The following is an 18,928-nucleotide window of genomic DNA, read 5'->3' as shown; positions in this document are numbered from 1 at the left end:
ACTAATTTTGAATTGAAAAATTAGACGTTACGTTTATGATTATTTTTGACTTTTTGGAGTGTGAAAGCACAACCTACACCTCCTAGAAAACTCCTCTTTGTTTCTCGATGGGGAGAAATATTGGATATTGCCTATGCTGCTTCACTAGAAGGCAATCAAGTAAAAATGTGTATTGAAGATAAGGACTCCCGAGAAATTGGCTTCGGGTTCCTTAAAAAGGTTAGGGATTGGAAAGCGCATATCGATTGGGCCGATCTTATAATTTTTGATTATACCGGCTATGGAAAGGAATGTGAAGACTTGCGAGCCCAAGGTAAATTGGTGTTTGGCGGCACTGAATATACCGATAGGTTGGAACTCGATAGGGATTTTGGCCAAAGCGAATTGAAACGCCACAAGATAAAAACCTTACCATATAAGGAATTCTTTAGTTTTCAAGAGGCTATTCAATACATTCAACAGCATCCCAATGCCTATGTTATTAAACCCTGTGGAGAAACGCAGGACATCAAACAATTGCTGTTTGTGGGGAGTGATGATGAAGGTTTGGATGTCATTAGGGTTTTGAAAGCCTACGAAAAATCTTGGGGAGACGAATTTGGAACATTTCAATTACAGAAAAAAGTAAAGGGTGTGGAGATTGGGGTTTCTGCCTTTTTCAATGGTACCGATTTTCTAGCGCCAATCAACATCACTTTTGAGCATAAAAAGCTCTTTCCTAAGGAGCTTGGTGTGTCTACAGGTGAAATGGGGACAAGCATGTTTTGGGCTGACAAATCGCCAATTTTTGAAGCTACTTTAAGGCATTTTAAAACTACCTTGGCGAAACAGAAGTTTGTCGGGCATATCGACCTGAATTGTATCGTTAATGGTAAAGGAATCTATCCATTGGAGTTCACCTCCCGTTTTGGATACCCGCAAATTTTGATTCAACGGTCTTCTATTGTTGAGCCTATCGGCGAAATGTTGTATAAAATTGCTTCGGGACAACAGTTTAGAATTTCGGTTAAGAAGGGCTTTCACGTAGGCGCGTTTATCGTAGTGCCTCCATTTCCTTATAATGATAAAAAATCCTTCGAGCTCTTTTCAAAGGACGCCGTTGTGGTGTTTAAAAGGAATGCCAAAGAAGGGGTGCACCCAATGCATTTGAAGAATGTGAATAATGAATGGCTGATTACCGGAAATACGGGGATTGCCGTTTTGGTAACTGGATCTGGACTAACCATGAAAGATGCCCAACGCTTGATGTATAACAGGATTCAAAACGTCATCATTAACAATGGATATTACAGAACCGACATTGGTGATCGTTGGTTTGAAGATTCCGATAAATTGTGGTCTTGGGGACTGCTGTAAATGATGGAACTATTAGACTACACGTATAAAGCTAATCTTTTTTTTGAAAAACTTCCAGAGGATTGGCAAGAGGCTATTGTGCCGTTTTGGGAAACTATTAAAGAAACCACAACACTTTATGTGATTAAAAATAACAATGAAATTATGGTGGGAGGGCTTGTGTTCAAGCAATGCCCACCAGATTTGTTGTATTATAAAGAAGGCGCCGAAAATTGGTTTTCAAACGGATATCTATATCTAGGTTTTATTTACACCATAGAAGCCTTTAGGGGGCAGAAATTGGGTTCCGATTGGTTGAGATTGGTAAGGGAAAACTATCCTCAAAATGGCTTTTGGTTAGCTATTGAAGATGAAACTTTGCATAGTTTTTATAGGACGAATGGCTTTGAAAAAAGTAAAAGCATTACAACATCATACGGTGAGACAGAAATCATCTATAGTTGTCCCCGTTGCTTTTAGAGTCTAGTAAAATCGATTCGATCTCCGGCACTTAAATTCCATTCATCAGAAAGCCCTCCGTTAATTTCCAACACATATTGGGCTGGGGCAGTGGAAGGCAAGGAAGTTTCATCAAAAGGCTTGGCATTTTTTTGGATATTGATAATGGTTTTATCCTTGTCAATAAAGATAATGTCCAAAGGAATCCGTGTGTTTTTCATATAAAAACTATGGAATTCTTCCCTTGGAAATATAAAAAGCATGCCTTGATTGTTTTCCATGTTGTTGCGATACATCAAGCCCGTTTGGGTTTGGTAGTCGTCATCGGCAATTTCAATGGCAATGGTTTTTATTAGGGAGTCGGAAGCGGCTTTGTAAAGACTGAGCGAGCCTTCTTTCTTAAATTCAACAATAATCTCTTTGACAACCTTGGGTTCATCCTTACAGGATATAGCCGTTAGGGCCATAAACATGGAAAGGAGAAGAAGGCTGCCAATAGATATTTTGCGCATTTTAGCTCAATTCAGTTTTCGGTTTGTATACAAACATGAAGTAAAGGCCAATAAGAATAAATGGAATACTTAACCATTGTCCTGTGTTCAACGCCCAATCGGCACGTTCTGCATTTTGGGCTTCCTTCACAAATTCTACACAGAAACGGATGGTCCACAAAAGCACTAGGAACAAACCAAACAAAAAGCCTTGTTGCTCGCTTTTGTTGGTTTTCCAATAGAAATACCACAAAATAAAAAACACCAAAATATAAGCTCCAGATTCGTAAAGTTGAGCGGGGTGTCTTGGCACTTGCATGTCCTGAGGCAGTTGCTTAAAGATCACGCCATAATCACTTCCTGTTGGTTTTCCAATAATTTCAGAATTGATGAAATTTCCCAATCTTACAAATACAGCACCAGAAGCTACCGGAATTACCACGCGGTCCAAAATCCATAGCACCGATTTATGAAGTACTTTTTTATTATAAAGATACATAGAAACAATCATGGCAATGGCAGCCCCGTGACTAGCCAAACCTTGAAAACCTGTAAAGTGTATGCCACCTTTAAAACTGAACGGTAAAAAGATGCTGAAAAAGTCTTCTTTGAACAGTTCTGGTTGGTAAAAAATCACATGTCCCAGTCGGGCACCCAACATAATCCCTACTACAGAATAGATAAAAAGTGAATCCAAAGACTCATCGCTTTGGTTTTCGTGCTTGTAGATGCGTTTCATGATGGCAAGTCCAAGAACAAACGCCACAATCCACATCATGCTATAATAGTGTAAGGTAAAAAAGCCTAAATCGATTCCTTTTGAAGGGTCCCAAACGAAGGATAAAAAATGCATATGATAAAAATTTTCAAGGGTAAATATAGCACTTTGAAAAAGACTACACGTTATGGTTTTGGTAAATTAATGTGTTGGGTTAGGGAACAGGGTCGTAACCACTGCCTCCCCACGGATGACAGCTCAAAATTCGTTTTATGGAGAGCCAGCCGCCTTTAAAAAGGCCGTGTTTTTGAAGTGCTTCTTTGGTGTAGTGTGAGCAGGTTGGTTGGTAACGACAAGTAGACGGTGTGAACGGGGATATCATTGTTTGATATACCTTGATAAGAAATAGAAAAGGAGCAATGAGCAACTTTTTCATGAGGCTAAATTATAATTAAATAAGGGCGCAATACTATTGCACCCTTTTATATTATAGGTAGACTGCACAACCAATTAGTTGGTCGTAAAAGTGGTGCCGTCTTTACCATCTTTTAACTGAATCCCTGCTTCGGCCAATTCATCTCTAATTTTATCAGACATGGCAAAATCCTTATTAGCTCTTGCCTCTTGTCTTAATTTGATCAACAGTTCTACTGCACCTGAAAGTTTATCTGTTCCAGAATCTTCTGCAGTTACATTCACCAAACCTAAAATATCAAACACAAAGGCATGAATGGTTTCCTTTAAAGTTTTTAAATCTTCTTCGGAAATGTTGGCGCTTCCTTCTTTCAATTGATTGATAAACTTAACGGCCTCGAACAGGTTGGCCACCAAAATAGGGGTGTTAAAGTCATCGTTCATGGCATCGTAGCAGCTCTGTTTCCATTCCAAGACATTAAAGGTAGAATTGCCCGAAGGAGTAATACTATCTAATACATTAATGGCATCCATAAGCCTGTAGAAACCTTTTTCACTTGCCAATAGGCCATTATTGGTAAAATCCAAGACACTTCTATAGTGCGCCTGAAGCATAAAGAAACGGGCTACACTCGGTGAATAAGCTTTTGTAATATGAGGATTGTCTCCAGAGAAAATTTCATTTGGCAAAATGTAATTTCCAGTAGATTTCGCCATTTTCTTACCGTTCATGATCAACATGTTGGCATGCATCCAATAGTTTACGGGCGCGTGGTTGTTGCAAGCTTCGGCTTGGGCGATTTCACATTCGTGGTGAGGGAATTTTAAATCCATTCCGCCTCCGTGAATATCAAATTGTTCTCCCAAATATTTGGTGCTCATAGCAGTACACTCCAAGTGCCAACCAGGGAATCCATCACTCCAAGGGGAAGGCCAACGCATGATGTGCTGTGGCTCAGCTTTTTTCCAAAGGGCGAAATCCTGTGGGTTTTTCTTATCTGTTTGTCCATCAAGTGCGCGCGTGTTGTGAATTAAATCCTCTACATTACGCTTACTCAAGATACCGTAAGGCTTGGTTTCGTTGTATTTTAAAACATCGAAATACACCGACCCATTTACCTCGTAAGCCAATCCGTTATCAATGATTTTTTTGATAAGTTCAATTTGCTCAATGATATGGCCTGTTGCCGTTGGCTCAATGCTTGGCGGTAAAAAATTGAAAGTATTCAGGATGTTGTGAAAATCAACAGTGTAACGTTGTACAACCTCCATAGGTTCAATTTGTTCCAAACGGGCCTTTTTGGCAATGCGGTCTTCACCAACATCAGCATCATTTTCCAAGTGACCAGCATCTGTAATATTTCTAACATAACGCACTTTATAGCCAAGATGCTTTAGATATCTAAAGATAACATCAAAGGACATAAAGGTTCTTACATTTCCTAAATGGACATTGCTATAAACCGTAGGTCCACAAACGTACATGCCTACATAGCCGTCGTTGATAGGTTTGAACGCTTCTTTTTGTCCGCTAAGTGAATTGTATATAGAAATAGGTTGTTGCTCGTAAAGTTGCATGCTGATATTTTACGTTAGGTTTTTAAACTAAAATTGGGTGTCTAATTTAATATAATCCAGAAATTCTCTACGGGTTTCTTTCTCTTTAAATTTTCCGCCAAATTCCGAAGTTACTGTGCTGCAGTCCACATCTCTGATTCCTCTAGAGTTCACACATAAATGTTTAGCATCGATAACACAGGCAACATCTTCGGTATTTAAAACCTTTTGAAGTTCTTTTACTATTTGAATGGTCAAACGTTCCTGTACTTGTGGACGTTTGGCAAAATAATCAACAATACGGTTCATTTTTGAAAGCCCTACTACAGTTCCGTTAGAGATGTAGGCGACATGGGCCTTTCCTACGATTGGAAGCAAGTGGTGCTCACAAGTGGAGTATACGGTGATGTTTTTTTCCACCAACATTTCTCCATATTTGTATTTGTTATCAAAAGTAGAGGCATTAGGTTTTTTGTCAGGGTTAAGGCCTCCAAAAATTTCTTTTACAAACATTTTGGCAACGCGCATTGGGGTGCCTTTCAAACTGTCGTCAGTTAAGTCTAAACCTAAGGTTTCCATGATATGGCGCACATCATCCTTGATGATATCGATTTTTTCATCATTGGAAAGTTTGAAGGCATCTTCTCTCATCGGTGTATTTGCCGAAGTACCAATATGATCGTTCCCTAAAGCTTCAAAATCTTCTATGTCGTTTTCTATTTTCATTTCAAAAATTCAAAATAAGCTCTTATTAAACAGATTGCAAAGATAAGCAATTAAAAAAATCAAATTGCGGGTAGGGGTTTTTTAATTTGAGCTGTTATATCATTGCACAAAGCAAGTGTTAAAATCATTAAGTAAGTGCTAATATTTTATTAAAAAACATTAAAAAAAACTGTAATTCATAGGTCTATCTTTTTATAGTCAAAGAAAAAGCCCACTAAAATTTATTTTAGTGGGCTTTTCTATAGTAATCTAGATATTATGTTGTTAAATATTAAAACCTAAGGTGACAACAAAATTGCTCACTTTGGAGTCGATTAGAGCGTTATCGGTAAGGCCCACATTGTAAAGTTGGTAGTTGACATCTTGTTTGGATTGATCGAAGGCTGCATCCAATTTGAAATTTCCAAAATTATAACCAATTCCAAAGGAGTAGCCGTTTAGATCGCCATACAAGTCGTTGTTTTTATAAGGACTTTCTTCAAATCTGTAGCCAGCTCTCAAGCTTACCCGTTGTATGCGATATTCACCTCCAAATCTGTAAGAGGAAGCTGTTGAAAGGGTGTTTCCAATCAATGAATTTTGACTAGAAAAATATGGGTCGGATTTAGGTTTGAATTTAGTGTTGGAATAATCTCTTATAGAATAGTCAAAACTTAATAGCCCTTTGTCTCCAAAAACATAGGCCAAACTTCCAGTGAATTTTCCAGGTGTCTGAAGTCTGTAGTCAGGGAAAACATTAATGATATTCGGATTGATAATTTGAGCAATTTCTTGGCCACCTTCGGTTCTGTAGGTTTCTAAATATTGAGTGGTTTCTTCTGCAATTGTATACCAAGTAGGTGAGGTGTACGTAGCTCCCAATCTAAGAGATTCGGTAAGTTTGCCTATAGCACCAAGTTGAAATGAAAATCCTGTTCCTATAGTATACAATCCGTTTTCAAAACCGACTTCATGGACCAAAGATCCAGAATTATTGTTGGATTCATTTAAATAGGTATAGCGCTCATAATTGATAAAATGAGTGTTCAAATTAAGTCCTAAATAAAGTTTGTCTTTAAATTGGGAAGACATGTTGAACGCTAACTTTCCATTATAGCCTCTTGCTGAATAGTAATAGTTTTGTCTGTAAGATCCTGGAGCGATATTGGAGATATATGAGGTGTTTTCATCCAAATCATTTTCAGGGTCTATGATATAGGATTCGTAACCCAAGAACGCCTGTTGGTTATTGTAGCCATAGGCGGAACCAATAGCAGAATAGGCTTCGGAATAGGATTCTCCTGGAAATGCAGAAATTTCATCAAGTCTTAAGCCTTGCGCATAGCCAGTGAAATAAGAAGCAATGGAGTTGTTGGTGTTGGTTCCTGAAGCAGTCCAATCATTATTAAAATTAGCCACTTTGTCATAGCTAACACCAAGAACAAATTTCTTCCAAGGAGAGTTTCCATTGGTATTATTAAAAACAAAAGCGCCTCCTATTTGGTTTAAGTCAAATTTGGATTCTGAAGAGGATCTGTTGTTACCGAAATAGTTCACATCATTGTTGATAGTTTGAACAGATAAAGAAAATGTAGCGTAACTACGCGTAAAAACAGATGATCCTGCAGGGTTGATGCTGATAGCTGATAGATCTCCTCCCAAGGCTCCAAAAGCTCCAGACATTGATCTAAATCTTGCTGTTCCCAGAATATCATCAAATGAATACCTTAAAGCGTCTGAGATGTCTTGTGCCATAAGTTGGGACATAGATAATGCCCCTATAATTAGGAAACTTAACTTTTTCATACAATTTGGTTATTGGATTATAAGTTGATTGAGGTTATGGTTTTAACGTCTTCTACCTGATGAAGAACGTGAACCGCCACCGCCTCCTCGGGTGCCCATATAGCCTCTAGAGGAACTTCCACTTCGCATACTTGGCATGCTACTTCTACTTGGTGTAGAGTAACTTCTAGTTCTAACGTTGGAAGAATTATTGGTTCTAGGGGTATAGCCAGAGTTGTTATTTCTTACTGTGTTAGATCTATTGTTTTGAAGCGTAGAGGTTCTGCTACTTGATCTACTCAGCGTGCTAGTACTTCTTCTTACAGAAGACCTGTAATCACGGGTTAAAGTAGAATTTTGTCTGCTGCGATTAACCGCAACTCTTCCTCCTGGGTTGTTATAATAGTTAGAATACCCTCTTCTGCCCGCATTATAGGAAGCGTATGGTCTTCTGTAATGTGGGTATCCGTAATAGGGGTATCCGTAGTAGCCACCGTAATAGCCTCCATAATATGGGGAGCACCATGGGTCATAATAACCCCATCCCCAGCCAACGTTCCAACCCCAGCCGTAATTCCAACCAACATTCCAATATGGGTAATAATTCCAAGCTCTCCAACTATAAGGGTTGTAGCCCCAATAGTTGTATCCCCAGTAGCCATATCCAAAATTGTTGTAATAGTTAATGGAAACTTCAGAGCTGTTGTCTCCCCAGCCGGCGTAACCTTTATAGTTATCTACTACAGCGGTAGTATCTTGCTCTTCATAATAATTCCCTTCATAAGATTCAATATCGGTAAAGATGATATCTTCAGATTGAGGAATCTCTTCATATTGTTGGGATTTTTCGGCAAAATAGGCTTTGTAGTAGCCATTGTTGCTCGCCGAAGTTTCTACTCGAGGGGCATCTTCATAAACAACACCATTTGAGTTGTATATACCATCGTTATCATAACCTGCATATTGGTAGGAACCGCAAGAGGTTAACAGGAATACAAAACCCAGTACAACAAATAATGGCAATTTTGATTTCACGTAGCTGTTAAATTGCATATCTCTTTAATTTTATTGTTGAACATTACAAAAATAGTTAGTTTTGCCGAACTATTCTTGTATTTAACATTAGCGCAATTTTTGTGCCAAAACACTTACGATGAGCAAAAATCTTACGAGCAGAGCCGAAGACTATTCAAAATGGTATAATGAATTGGTTGTGAAGGCTGATATGGCTGAGAATTCAGCTGTTAGAGGGTGTATGGTAATCAAGCCATACGGATACGCAATTTGGGAAAAAATGCAGGCCGAATTGGACAGAATGTTCAAGGAAACAGGGCATCAAAATGCATATTTCCCGCTTTTTGTTCCCAAAAGCTTGTTTGAGGCCGAAGAGAAAAATGCCGAAGGCTTTGCTAAGGAATGTGCGGTAGTAACCCACTATAGGTTGCAGAACGACCCTGACAATGCCGGTAAATTAAGGGTAGACCCAGAGGCTAAGTTGGAAGAAGAATTGGTAGTAAGACCGACTAGTGAGGCTATTATTTGGAACACTTATAGAGGGTGGATTCAAAGTTATAGGGATTTACCAATTTTAATCAACCAGTGGGCCAACGTGGTGCGTTGGGAAATGCGTACCAGATTGTTTCTAAGAACTGCAGAATTTTTGTGGCAAGAAGGGCACACTGCTCATGCCACAAAAGAAGAAGCATTGGCAGAAACGGAGCAAATGAATAAGATCTATGCCAATTTTGCAGAAAACTTTATGGCCATTCCAGTTATTGAAGGCGTGAAAACCGAAAGCGAGCGTTTTGCAGGTGCGGTTGAGACTTACTGTATAGAAGCTTTGATGCAAGATGGAAAAGCACTTCAAGCGGGAACATCGCATTTCCTTGGTCAGAATTTTGCCAAGGCTTTTGATGTGAAGTTTACTAATGCTGAAGGAAAACTGGATTATGTTTGGGCGACTTCTTGGGGAGTTTCTACGAGGCTTATGGGAGCTTTGATCATGACCCATAGTGATGATAATGGATTGGTATTACCTCCTAACTTAGCGCCAATACAAGTGGTTATTGTTCCTATATATAAGAGTGAAGAACAGTTAAACGCTGTTTCTGAAAAGGCACAGTCTATTATGGAGCAATTGCGTAAAATTGGTGTAAGTTGTAAATATGATGATAGAACAACGCATCGTCCAGGTGCCAAATTTGCACAATATGAGTTACAGGGAGTTCCAGTGCGTATTGCAATTGGTCCAAAGGATTTGGAAAATGGAACGGTTGAATTGGCTAGAAGAGATACACTTTCCAAGCAATCTGTAGCCATGGATGATTTAGTAGAGGTAGTAGACGGTTTGATGACAGAGATCCAAGAATCTTTATTTAATAAAGCCCTAGACTTTAGAAATACCCATATAACAGAGGTTGATACGTTTGACGAGTTTAAGGACGTTTTGGAAAACAAAACAGGATTTATATCGGCACATTGGGATGGAACACCTGAAACAGAACAGCAAATCAAAGAATTGACCAAAGCCACCATTCGTTGTATTCCTTTGGATAGAAAAGAGGAGGAAGGTGTTTGTGTGTATTCAGGCAAGCCTTCAAAAGGTAGAGTATTGTTTGCAAAAGCCTACTAAGAAAAAATTTTTTCAAAAAAGTTGAATTAGGTATTGCAGCATTTAAAAATAGTTGTATTTTTGCAACCGCAATTGAGAAATTGCTCGTTATTTGAAACGTATTGCAAGATTGAATAGTGAATTAATTTGCGAATTCAATAAATACAATGGCCCGTTCGTCTATCGGCTAGGACGCCAGGTTTTCATCCTGGTAAGAGGGGTTCGATTCCCCTACGGGCTACAAATAAAAGTACATTAATTTACTTGGAGATGTTGTAAGTGTAAGAAATATGTTTTACATTTGCGCTCTCGAAAACGAGACATTAATGGCCCGTTCGTCTATCGGCTAGGACGCCAGGTTTTCATCCTGGTAAGAGGGGTTCGATTCCCCTACGGGCTACAATTTTTTAATATAGAAAGAAAATGGCAAATCATAAGTCAGCATTAAAAAGAATAAGAAGTAACGAAGCTAAGCGTTTAACTAATAGATATCAGCACAAGACAACTCGTAATGCTATCAAAAAGTTACGTGGAATGGAAGTGGCTAAAGAGGCTCAGGAATTTTTGCCATCTGTTGTATCTATGATAGATAAGTTAGCTAAGAAGAATGTAATTCATTCTAACAAAGCTGCTAACTTGAAGTCAAGTTTAACTAAGCATGTAGCTTCTTTGTAGGAAGAAGAAAAAGATAGATTAAAAGTCTTTCCAAGCGGAAAGACTTTTTTTTGCTTCAAACTTATCTCATTCAATCTCGAAGGTATTCTTATTAGTTAAGGTAGTTCAGGAGTTGGAAATTATTAGTAAAAAGAAAACCCATGAATAAGTTCATGGGCTTTTTAATATACAATGTTTAAATACTTAATTTCTGTCCATTCATGGAGATCAGGAATTCTTCGTTGTTTCTGGTTTGTTTGAATGTTTAGGTCTAAATTTAAATTTTTAAATCTCATTACGGAATTCCGTAAAGTTATTTAAAAGTAAAGTCCTACTATTGTATTCCCAATAGTTATTTGAGAACAAATAACCAACCAACCTGATTTAAGACACGTCCAAACAGGCGTGTCTTTTTTTATTCTTCCAAGTAAATAAGGGGTTATCCTGCTGTTTTTATTGTTATTTTAGGGGCATGAAACCAACCTTGTCCATTCTGTTTATATGCCTTTTTGGGGTGGTGTTGCATATGCAGTCCCAACAAAAAGTGGATAGTCTTACCTATTATTATCAAGTTGTTAGTCGCCCAGAGTCCAATGCCCAATTGGCAAAAGCCTACAATTTTTATAAGCAACATAAAGATGAGAGTCTTCAGAAAAAAGATATTGAAAAAGCTGTATTTGATTTAAGATTGTTAGCTAGTATAGAAAAGAAAATGGGGTTGTTGTCTGATAGTGAAATTTCCAGTGTGGAGGCTTTGGAGTTGTTGGGACAGATGGAGGATTCTGAAAAAATAAAGGAAAACAGAATTGGCATTTACAACCATTTGGGAATCGTTTACCGAAGTTTGGACAATCCTTCAAAAGCCTTGGAGTTTTACAATAAGAGCTTGGAATTGGTTGAAGATGAGAGTAGCAGAGCAACCTTATTGAATAATATCGGGAATTTGTATATGGATGAAAGCGAATACACCAAGGCCTTGGTGTATTTTGAAGAGGCTTATACAAAATCCCCTCATTTAGGTGTTAAGATGACAGCGCGAATATTGGATAATTTGGGGTTGGCGCAATCCAAGTTGCACCAACCGGAAGCGCTTCAAAATTTGTTGGAGGCCTTATCCATAAAGGAAACTAACAATTATGTTCCGGGAATCATCACAAGCTATAGTCATTTGTCGGAATATTATTTGGACAGGGGAGATAGGGAAACGGCCCAGGATTATGCCAATAAGGCTTTGGGGTTGGCAAAAACGCTCAATAATCCACAGTATTTAGAAAGTACGTTGTCTACATTGTTGCTTCTAAACGGTACACCGGAAGTGGTTCAATATAAAAAGCTGAAGGATAGTTTGGAGAAGGCCAGAAGACAGGCCAAGGACAATTTTGAGTATTACAGGTACCAGTTTAGTGAACAACAACGCTTGTATGAGGAAAGTGAATTTGAAAGGCAAAGACTCATCATGATATTGGTATTGGTGATAATGGTTTTTGCTGCTGTCTATTTCATAGGAAGAATAAAGCACAATAAAGAGAAGCTTCAAAAAGTATTTGAAACCGAAACGCGTATTTCTAAAAAAGTACACGATGAGGTGGCCAATGATGTGTACCAAATCATGACCAAATTGCAGGCTAGTAAAGAAACTGAAGAGGTGTTGGACCATTTGGAAGCTGTGTACCGAAAAACTCGGGATATTTCCAAGGAACACAGTGATATTGATGTGGAACATAATTTCGGAGAAACCTTAATGGAATTATTGAAAGGCTTCAATACTGAAGAGGTTAGGGTTATAGTACAAAATATCTCTAAGGTGGATTGGAGGCTGCTTTCAAATTTGCAAAAGACAACCATTTACAGGGTATTGCAAGAATTGATGGTGAATATGCGTAAGCATAGTAAGGCTTCTTATGCGGTTTTAAAGTTCGAGCAAAAAGGAAAATGGATACAAATTCAATATACAGATAATGGCGTTGGCACTGAGCTCTGTAAGAAAAATGGACTTAGGAATACGGAAAACCGTATCAAATCCATTAAAGGTTCCATTACCTTTGAAACCAATAATGACGCCGGATTCAAGGCATTGATAAGAATTTGATAGCATGTTCAATAAAGTTTTAATAGTCGACGATTTAGGAAGTATTAATCAAGGTGTGGCCTCGGTATTGCAAACTTTAAAGGTTTCCAATGTGGTTCAGGCTCAATATTGTGATGAAGCTTATTTAAAACTCAAAAAGGCCAAAATGGATGGTGAGCCTTTTGAATTGTTAATTACCGATCTTTCTTTTAAAGCAGACTATAGGGAGCAGCAATTTACTTCGGGGGAAAGTTTGGTAAAGGCCATTCATCAGGATTTTCCAAACCTTAAAATTATTGTCTATTCCATAGAAGATAGGTTGCAAACTGTTAGGCAGTTGTTGGAATATGGTGTTAGTGCCTATGTGTGTAAGGGGCGCAGAGGTTTGTTGGAATTACAGCAGGCTTTGGATGAGGTTTTTAACGGAGGACAATTCCTTTCCAAAGAGATTTCACATGCCTTAAGTCAAAAATCAGAAATGGAGATTGAAGATTTTGATATTGAATTGATGCGGCAGTTGTCCTTGGGCTATTCGCAGGATCAAATCAGTAAATCTTTCAAGGAAGCCAAAGTGTACCCCAATAGTTTGAGTTCCATTGAAAAACGACTCAATAGACTTCGAATTCAATTTAATGCCAATAATGCCATTCATTTAGTGGCTATTGTGAAGGACTTAGGGTTGATCTAAAATAAAAATAGCGATGTTACGGATACCCGTAAAAGATATTTTATAGCATGCCCTATTTTTGACATGCTATTAGTTAATTGCATTAGGGAATTTTTTTACTGAAGGCGCATTCTTAGGGATGTGCCTTTTCTGTTTCGTTAAAACGAAAAGGATTTAAGGGGAATTTTGAAAAGAGTCAACCTAAAATTTCACTGTCTCCATGGCACATGCGCCCCAAGGGCCAAACGACATTTTTCCTTTTAGAAGGTCTATTTCAACCAAAAGTGTTTTGAGTTCTTTATTGGCGGTCCAATAGGTTATTTGGTAACTGTGATAGTGTTTGCTACTGTCTTCCACAAGAAATTTTAAGGAATCCAACGAGCTGTAATCGTCAAGTTCATAAAGGAACGAAGTCAAAAGTTCCTTGGTGTCTAAATCCTGTACCATGGTTGGCGTTTTTTTGTAAACGTAAAATTAATCCATGATTTGTAGCTGGGCAACTTTAAAGGCTACTTTCAATGTTAAGTTTTTAGGGTGTTTTTTCATTTTACTTTAGCTGTCTGGAACATATAAAAAAAGCACCCATCAGAGGGTGCTTTTTTAGAAAGTTATTTATCTAGTTAGTGCTTAACATAGAATTTACCGGTATAATTTCCAGCTTTTACAAAATACCAACCTTCAGGGTAGTTTATTACATTTACTGTTTTACCTTTTCCTTTATGTACTTGGTAGCCTGTTGTGTTGAATATAAAGATATTCCCAGGATGATCTGTTTCCAAGGTTACATATTCGCTGGTTGGGTTAGGGTAGCATTTTACCGTATTTTGGGTGTCAAAAGCACTAACTTGGGGAGCCGCCGTTGTTGGAGCTACACAATCAAAGCTAAATTCAAAGAATGAATCTGAACCTATATTTTGTTGCTTTTCTTGAGACGTACTACCATCATTGGTTGCTTTTACTTTGGTGTTTACAGGTAGGAGCTCCTCACCGCTAGGATTAAAGGGCATATAAGGTCCATATCCGTAACGGTATACATATGTGCCGGATGTCCCGCCACATAAATTTGCCATAGCTAACACTGTTTGGAAGTCAAAACTAGAATCAGCACCAGTGTTTTGCTGCATCTCTTTAGAGGTTCCTTTGTAAGAAACTTGCACTTTGGTGTTTCCTGACAATAATTCCTCTCCATCTATAGGGTTGAAAGATGTGTATGAGCCATAGCCAAATCTGTATTGCCATGTAGCATCTGCAGTGATATCATTATCAGGATTAGACTCTACAAGGCTAGCGGTTACTTGTACAGTATTGAAGTCAAAACTAGCATCTGCACCAGTGTTTTGTTGCATTTCCTTAGAAGTTCCTTTATGAGAAACTTTTACTTTGGTATCGCCTGGTAATAACTCTTCTCCATTTACAGGATCTAGAATTGAATAAGAATCATAACCAAATCGGTATTGGAAAGTTGCTTGCCCAGTAATATCAGCAGAAAGAGAAGTCTCAAGGTCAGCTGTCACCTTTACAGTGTTGAAGTCAAAATGTGAGATAGCACCAGTGTTTTGCTGTATTTCCTTAGAAGTTCCTTTATGAGAAACTTTCACTTTAGTATTTCCAGGTAGCAGTTCCTCTCCTGTCGTAGGGTCGAAAGAAGTGTATGGGCCATACCCAAATCTGTATTCCCAATTATCAGCTTCGTTAGTGATATCAAGAGGAAGCGAAGTCTCAAGGTCTGCAGTCACTTTTACGGTGTTGAAAATAAACATATGGTTGCTCTGAACATTCTGTTGGATTTCTTTTGAGGAATCTTTATAGCTAACATTTACCTTAGTATTACTTGGGTTACCATCGATAAAAGTCCAAATACCGTTGCCTGTGGCATCGGTGCCTATGGTAGTGTAGCTTCCGTAACCAAAACGGTATTTAAATTCAGCATTGGCCAAGCCATTGTCTTCGCTATCCAGAAGTTGTACAAAAATAGGAGCTTGCTCTTGGGCACAACCATCAATGGCCACAGAGGTTTCTAGGTCAAGGTTACCATTGTTATAGAATCTGAAATCGTAAGTGCCTGGGAACATATAGGTGTTACATGGCAAGGTTAACCAATGGGTACCATAATCATTGTATTTTACCATATCGGAGTTAAAGCAAACTCGAGTTGGGTAGAATTCAACCTTAGTAGAAGTATTTACGGAAGGGTCAGCCAATATAATTGATTTGGTTTCGAAAGTGTAAATATTCTTAGCTCTAAGGTCATAAGTTCCTGGGAACAATTCAATAGAAGCATTACCATCAACTCCTGTAGATTGTGGATCTAAATCGATCCAGTGAGTACCGTAGTCGTTGTATTCTACTTCAATACCTTCAATAGGCATGTTGGTGTCACAGTCTTCTAGATGAGCAACGGCCAATGCTGTTTGGAACTCTACCACATCCGTACTTCCTGATGTTGGTATGTTCAACGTGTTTTCCTGAACAGAATAGTTCTTTTTAGCTCTGAACTTAAAGTCGCCAGGGAAAAGCTCTATACTCGCATTACCATTAGCATCGGTGTATTGAGACTCAAGGTCTATCCAATGTGTGCCGTAGTCGTTGTACTCAGTTTCTATGCCATCAAAATTAGCCCCATCATGTTTTTTTACATGAGTGGTAAATGTTGAAGTTTGGAACTCTACTGTTCCCATTGCTCCAGAACTTGTCAACTCCAGTGTATTTTCCTGTACAGAGTAATTCTTTTTTGCTCTAAACTTAAAATCACCAGGGAAAAGTTCAATGCTGGCATTACCATTGGCATCAGTGTATTGAGAATCCAAGTTTATCCAGTGCGTACCATAGTCGTTATACTCGGTTTCAATATCTTCAAAGGCAGATCCATTAGTGTGCATTACAAGGGCAACATATTTAGAGGTTTGGAAGGTAATTAGGCCCGCTTCTGAAGTGATAAATTGGGTGGAGTAGTTTTTGCTAGCACTGAATTTCCATGAGCCTTCAAAGTCTGCGTTTAAAACATAAAGATTTCCATTTTCATCTGTTGTTCCAACATTAACATAATGGGTGCCGTAATCATTGCGTTTGATGGTAACGTTAGGTAGTGGACTACCATCTGCTTTTAAGGTCTTAAACAGGTAAACATTCCCTATTTCAGTATTACAATCAATTGTGACGTTTGGGATACTTATGTTGCCGTATTTAAAGATATATTCTCCTGTTAAAAGATAGCTAGGGTTGGTATAGGTGCCCCATCCATTTTGGTAAAATTGTACTTTTTCATTAAAATTGATATTTAACTCAACAGCAGTAAAATCAATATTTTGAGATAAGCCTGATATAACAACACTATTTTGGGTTTCGATACCATGGTTGAAATAAGTTTTAAAATGATAAGTTCCCGATAATAATTCTGTTGAAGTATTGGAGTCATATTTTGAAGACCAACCATTTTGATAATGTTGTACTAAACCTCCTGTTATGGCTGTATTATCATTACATGGTGTTAACGTAGGTGTTACGGTAACAGTTACAAAAGGAACTTCCTGTGCTTGACCGGAAATATCAATATTGGATTTATTTTCAATACCATTATTGTAGTAGGTTTTGAATATGTAAGTTCCTGCAAGTAATTCTGTAGAAGAATTTGAATTGTATTTTTCAGACCAACCGTTTTGGTAATGTTGCGCCAAGCCTCCTGTTAATAAATTGTTTTCAGAATCTTTTAAGCTAGGAGTTACGGTTACAGTAACAAAGGGAACTTCTTGGTTTCTGTTTTCTGGCAATATTTCGACAGGCATAGTTTCAATACCATTATTGTAATAGGTTTTGAAAATGTAACTCCCTGGAAGTAAGTTTATAGGTGTGTTTGAGCTATTCTTGTCAGACCAACCATTTTGATAATGTTGTGCCAAACCACCTGTTAGTATATTATTATCTGAATCTTTCAAGGTTTGGGCTACTGTCACCGTTCTAAAGCGAACTTCTTGTCCGTTACCTGATACTTCTGCAGTTTTTGTTTGAATACCATTATTGAAATATGTTTTGAAGGTATAAGTTCCCGGTAGCAATTCTTTTTGAGTATTAGAATTATACTTGTCAGACCATCCATTTTGATAATATTCTACTGTACCACCCGGAATTTTATCTAAATCCTTATCCTTTAAACTGGCAGTTACAGTTACAGTTTTAAATACAACTTCTTGTGTAGTGCCAGAAACAGCAATGCTTTTTGTTTCAATACCGTTATTAAAGTACATTCTGAAACTAACATTAGAAGAAGACGTTTCATAGCTAAATACACCGGAACCGTTGTTTGTTAATGATTTCCAGCCAGAGTCATAAACACTTAATGTGGCAGAATTTGCTTCAGGAACATTGATGCCGTTGCTGTTTGTCAGCTTGATAGTAATGTTCGTTTGTGCCATTAATGTTGCAGCAGAAGTGAATAGCCAAATAAAAAGTAAGTAGGAGAGGGAACGATAAATAGGTTTTGGGGTCTTGGTTGGTGGTTGGTTAAATGCACCATTGGTAATGGATTTGTCCATGAATAAATAATTAAGGATTAATAATTAATAAATGAATTGATAGTTATACTTATATAGTATTGCTATAACATCGAGGGGGAAAAATGGCGGATTCGGGGCACGAATCGGTATTCAATGTAAAGTAGGTCGTGTAGGTGGTTCGGGGCAAGTGTTTCGTTTGTAGTGTTTTACCTTTTTTTTGATAAAGCCAACAATCAATATGTAAGTAAAGGAAAAATTTATAAAGATAAATCCTACTTAAGTTAAATAAAAGTTAAATCGAATGTATGTGATTAGAAGAGTTGAAAATGAAGTGCTTTTCACGTAAAAGAGCTTATAATTACCTTATGTATAAACTGAGGGAGGAGTTTTGCTCAGGGAAAAATCCTAGTGTTTTTTCTAGAGGAGTTAAAATGTATGGGAAGAAATTGGAACAGTTAGTCCAAGGCATTTTTGGTGATGTAGGCACGCCAACCAATAATAGCCATTTGAAGTTTGTTGGCTTTGCTAAGGTCTAATTGCTTTTTGCTGAAACTTGGCAGTAAGTGTTTGTTCAGTTTTGCGATGCTCTTAAAAAGGTGTTTTTTCATCTCGCTAAGATATTGAGAACTTAAAAATAGTAAAACTTATTCTAGAACTAAGTTTTACTTAAAAGGTCCAAATGGTTATCTGATAGAGAATATTAAATCGATTAATATTTTAGCAAGAGTGATCATGGTGTTATGGTTTTAAGGGTTAATAAATAGATTAAATTCTTGATTGTTTTTTAAAGATATCAGGAGGAACACCTTATTTCCAAGCATTTTTAAGGAAATTAATGAAATTGACTTCTAATTTATAAGTAAAAAAATAGTATGTATTGCAAATTGAAATGCTTATGTCTTCGAATATATTTTTAAATGTAAGTCTTAAGTTTGCTTTGTGTTTTAAACTGTAATAATTCTAGGGGTTTTTTG

General features: G+C 37.7%; 16 protein-coding genes and 2 tRNA genes. 8 read left to right on the top strand and 10 right to left on the bottom strand.

Annotation, left to right across the window (positions count from 1 at the left end; translation table 11 throughout):
* Positions 1-60 precede the first annotated feature (60 nt).
* Positions 61-1,356, top strand: coding sequence for a phosphoribosylamine--glycine ligase (locus ZA06_RS01710; RefSeq protein ID WP_053977019.1), 1,296 nt, complete (start codon positions 61-63; stop codon positions 1,354-1,356).
* Positions 1,357-1,815: a GNAT family N-acetyltransferase gene (locus tag ZA06_RS01705; RefSeq protein ID WP_053975684.1), complete on the top strand. Its 459-nt coding sequence runs from the start codon at positions 1,357-1,359 to the stop codon at positions 1,813-1,815.
* On the opposite strand, the gene ZA06_RS01700 is transcribed toward ZA06_RS01705, so the two are convergent.
* The 7 genes from ZA06_RS01700 to ZA06_RS17215 form a co-directional block, all read right to left on the bottom strand.
* Positions 1,812-2,306 carry a DUF192 domain-containing protein gene (locus tag ZA06_RS01700; protein WP_053975683.1) on the bottom strand — a complete coding sequence of 165 codons (495 nt, stop codon included), beginning with the start codon at positions 2,304-2,306 and terminating at the stop codon, positions 1,812-1,814. The genes ZA06_RS01705 and ZA06_RS01700 overlap by 4 nt on opposite strands.
* Before the next feature lies 1 nt (position 2,307).
* Complete coding sequence (gene lgt / locus ZA06_RS01695; RefSeq protein ID WP_053975682.1) at positions 2,308-3,138, bottom strand: prolipoprotein diacylglyceryl transferase; 831 nt, start codon at positions 3,136-3,138, stop codon at positions 2,308-2,310.
* A gap of 79 nt (positions 3,139-3,217) precedes the next feature.
* Positions 3,218-3,439: a membrane protein insertion efficiency factor YidD gene (gene yidD, locus ZA06_RS16700; RefSeq protein WP_076664186.1), complete on the bottom strand. Its 222-nt coding sequence runs from the start codon at positions 3,437-3,439 to the stop codon at positions 3,218-3,220.
* 74 nt (positions 3,440-3,513) lie between these two features.
* Positions 3,514-4,995 (bottom strand): cysteine--tRNA ligase, encoded by a 1,482-nt coding sequence (cysS, locus tag ZA06_RS01690; RefSeq protein ID WP_053975681.1) that lies wholly within the window; start codon positions 4,993-4,995, stop codon positions 3,514-3,516.
* A 27-nt stretch (positions 4,996-5,022) separates the two neighbouring features.
* Positions 5,023-5,700, bottom strand: coding sequence for a GTP cyclohydrolase I FolE (gene folE / locus ZA06_RS01685; protein WP_053975680.1), 678 nt, complete (start codon positions 5,698-5,700; stop codon positions 5,023-5,025).
* Positions 5,701-5,964: 264 nt separating this feature from the next.
* On the bottom strand, positions 5,965-7,485 hold the full coding sequence (locus ZA06_RS01680; RefSeq protein WP_053975679.1) for an OmpP1/FadL family transporter: 1,521 nt from the start codon (positions 7,483-7,485) through the stop codon (positions 5,965-5,967).
* Positions 7,486-7,527: 42 nt separating this feature from the next.
* Positions 7,528-8,517, bottom strand: coding sequence for a hypothetical protein (locus tag ZA06_RS17215; RefSeq protein WP_053975678.1), 990 nt, complete (start codon positions 8,515-8,517; stop codon positions 7,528-7,530).
* 100 nt (positions 8,518-8,617) lie between these two features.
* Between ZA06_RS17215 and proS the strand changes: the two genes are divergently transcribed.
* From proS to ZA06_RS01645, 6 genes are all read left to right on the top strand, one after another.
* The gene (proS, locus tag ZA06_RS01670) at positions 8,618-10,096 is read left to right on the top strand and encodes a proline--tRNA ligase (RefSeq protein WP_053975677.1); all 1,479 of its coding nucleotides are present in this window, start codon (positions 8,618-8,620) and stop codon (positions 10,094-10,096) included.
* 148 nt (positions 10,097-10,244) lie between these two features.
* A tRNA-Glu gene (locus tag ZA06_RS01665) sits at positions 10,245-10,316 on the top strand.
* An 87-nt stretch (positions 10,317-10,403) separates the two neighbouring features.
* A tRNA-Glu gene (locus ZA06_RS01660) sits at positions 10,404-10,475 on the top strand.
* A gap of 23 nt (positions 10,476-10,498) precedes the next feature.
* The gene (gene rpsT / locus ZA06_RS01655; protein ID WP_053975676.1) at positions 10,499-10,750 is read left to right on the top strand and encodes a 30S ribosomal protein S20; all 252 of its coding nucleotides are present in this window, start codon (positions 10,499-10,501) and stop codon (positions 10,748-10,750) included.
* Between the two features lie 451 nt (positions 10,751-11,201).
* On the top strand, positions 11,202-12,818 hold the full coding sequence (locus tag ZA06_RS01650; RefSeq protein WP_053975675.1) for a tetratricopeptide repeat-containing sensor histidine kinase: 1,617 nt from the start codon (positions 11,202-11,204) through the stop codon (positions 12,816-12,818).
* A 4-nt stretch (positions 12,819-12,822) separates the two neighbouring features.
* The gene (locus ZA06_RS01645) at positions 12,823-13,485 is read left to right on the top strand and encodes a response regulator (RefSeq protein WP_053975674.1); all 663 of its coding nucleotides are present in this window, start codon (positions 12,823-12,825) and stop codon (positions 13,483-13,485) included.
* Between the two features lie 180 nt (positions 13,486-13,665).
* Here the strand turns inward: ZA06_RS01645 and ZA06_RS01640 are convergent, their stop codons facing one another.
* From ZA06_RS01640 to ZA06_RS01630, 3 genes are all read right to left on the bottom strand, one after another.
* Entirely contained in the window at positions 13,666-13,911 is a 246-nt protein-coding gene (locus ZA06_RS01640) for a hypothetical protein (protein WP_053975673.1), read from the bottom strand.
* A 173-nt stretch (positions 13,912-14,084) separates the two neighbouring features.
* A complete protein-coding gene (locus ZA06_RS01635) occupies positions 14,085-17,993 on the bottom strand; it encodes a T9SS type A sorting domain-containing protein (RefSeq protein ID WP_053975672.1) in 3,909 nt (1,302 codons plus the stop codon).
* Between the two features lie 416 nt (positions 17,994-18,409).
* On the bottom strand, positions 18,410-18,562 hold the full coding sequence (locus tag ZA06_RS01630) for a hypothetical protein (protein ID WP_053975671.1): 153 nt from the start codon (positions 18,560-18,562) through the stop codon (positions 18,410-18,412).
* Between the last annotated feature and the right edge of the window lie 366 nt (positions 18,563-18,928).

It is taken from the genome of Mangrovimonas xylaniphaga (assembly GCF_001280435.1).
GTDB lineage: Bacteria > Bacteroidota > Bacteroidia > Flavobacteriales > Flavobacteriaceae > Mangrovimonas_A > Mangrovimonas_A xylaniphaga.
The sequence above is the reverse complement of the archived record's forward strand: the minus strand, read 5'-3'. Positions and strand labels throughout refer to the sequence as shown.

Bases quoted from the DNA above. Each gene is read 5' to 3' on its own strand.
- ZA06_RS01700 (WP_053975683.1), bottom strand. From the start codon at position 2,306: ATGCGCAAAATATCTATTGGCAGCCTTCTTCTCCTTTCCATGTTTATG.
- ZA06_RS01680 (WP_053975679.1), bottom strand. From the start codon at position 7,485: ATGAAAAAGTTAAGTTTCCTAATTATAGGGGCATTATCTATGTCCCAA.
- ZA06_RS01650 (WP_053975675.1), top strand. From the start codon at position 11,202: ATGAAACCAACCTTGTCCATTCTGTTTATATGCCTTTTTGGGGTGGTG.
- lgt (WP_053975682.1), bottom strand. From the start codon at position 3,138: ATGCATTTTTTATCCTTCGTTTGGGACCCTTCAAAAGGAATCGATTTA.
- yidD (WP_076664186.1), bottom strand. From the start codon at position 3,439: ATGAAAAAGTTGCTCATTGCTCCTTTTCTATTTCTTATCAAGGTATAT.
- folE (WP_053975680.1), bottom strand. From the start codon at position 5,700: ATGAAAATAGAAAACGACATAGAAGATTTTGAAGCTTTAGGGAACGAT.
- ZA06_RS01630 (WP_053975671.1), bottom strand. From the start codon at position 18,562: ATGAAAAAACACCTTTTTAAGAGCATCGCAAAACTGAACAAACACTTA.
- rpsT (WP_053975676.1), top strand. From the start codon at position 10,499: ATGGCAAATCATAAGTCAGCATTAAAAAGAATAAGAAGTAACGAAGCT.
- proS (WP_053975677.1), top strand. From the start codon at position 8,618: ATGAGCAAAAATCTTACGAGCAGAGCCGAAGACTATTCAAAATGGTAT.
- ZA06_RS01645 (WP_053975674.1), top strand. From the start codon at position 12,823: ATGTTCAATAAAGTTTTAATAGTCGACGATTTAGGAAGTATTAATCAA.
- ZA06_RS01635 (WP_053975672.1), bottom strand. From the start codon at position 17,993: ATGGACAAATCCATTACCAATGGTGCATTTAACCAACCACCAACCAAG.
- cysS (WP_053975681.1), bottom strand. From the start codon at position 4,995: ATGCAACTTTACGAGCAACAACCTATTTCTATATACAATTCACTTAGC.
- ZA06_RS01705 (WP_053975684.1), top strand. From the start codon at position 1,357: ATGATGGAACTATTAGACTACACGTATAAAGCTAATCTTTTTTTTGAA.
- ZA06_RS17215 (WP_053975678.1), bottom strand. From the start codon at position 8,517: ATGCAATTTAACAGCTACGTGAAATCAAAATTGCCATTATTTGTTGTA.
- ZA06_RS01640 (WP_053975673.1), bottom strand. From the start codon at position 13,911: ATGGTACAGGATTTAGACACCAAGGAACTTTTGACTTCGTTCCTTTAT.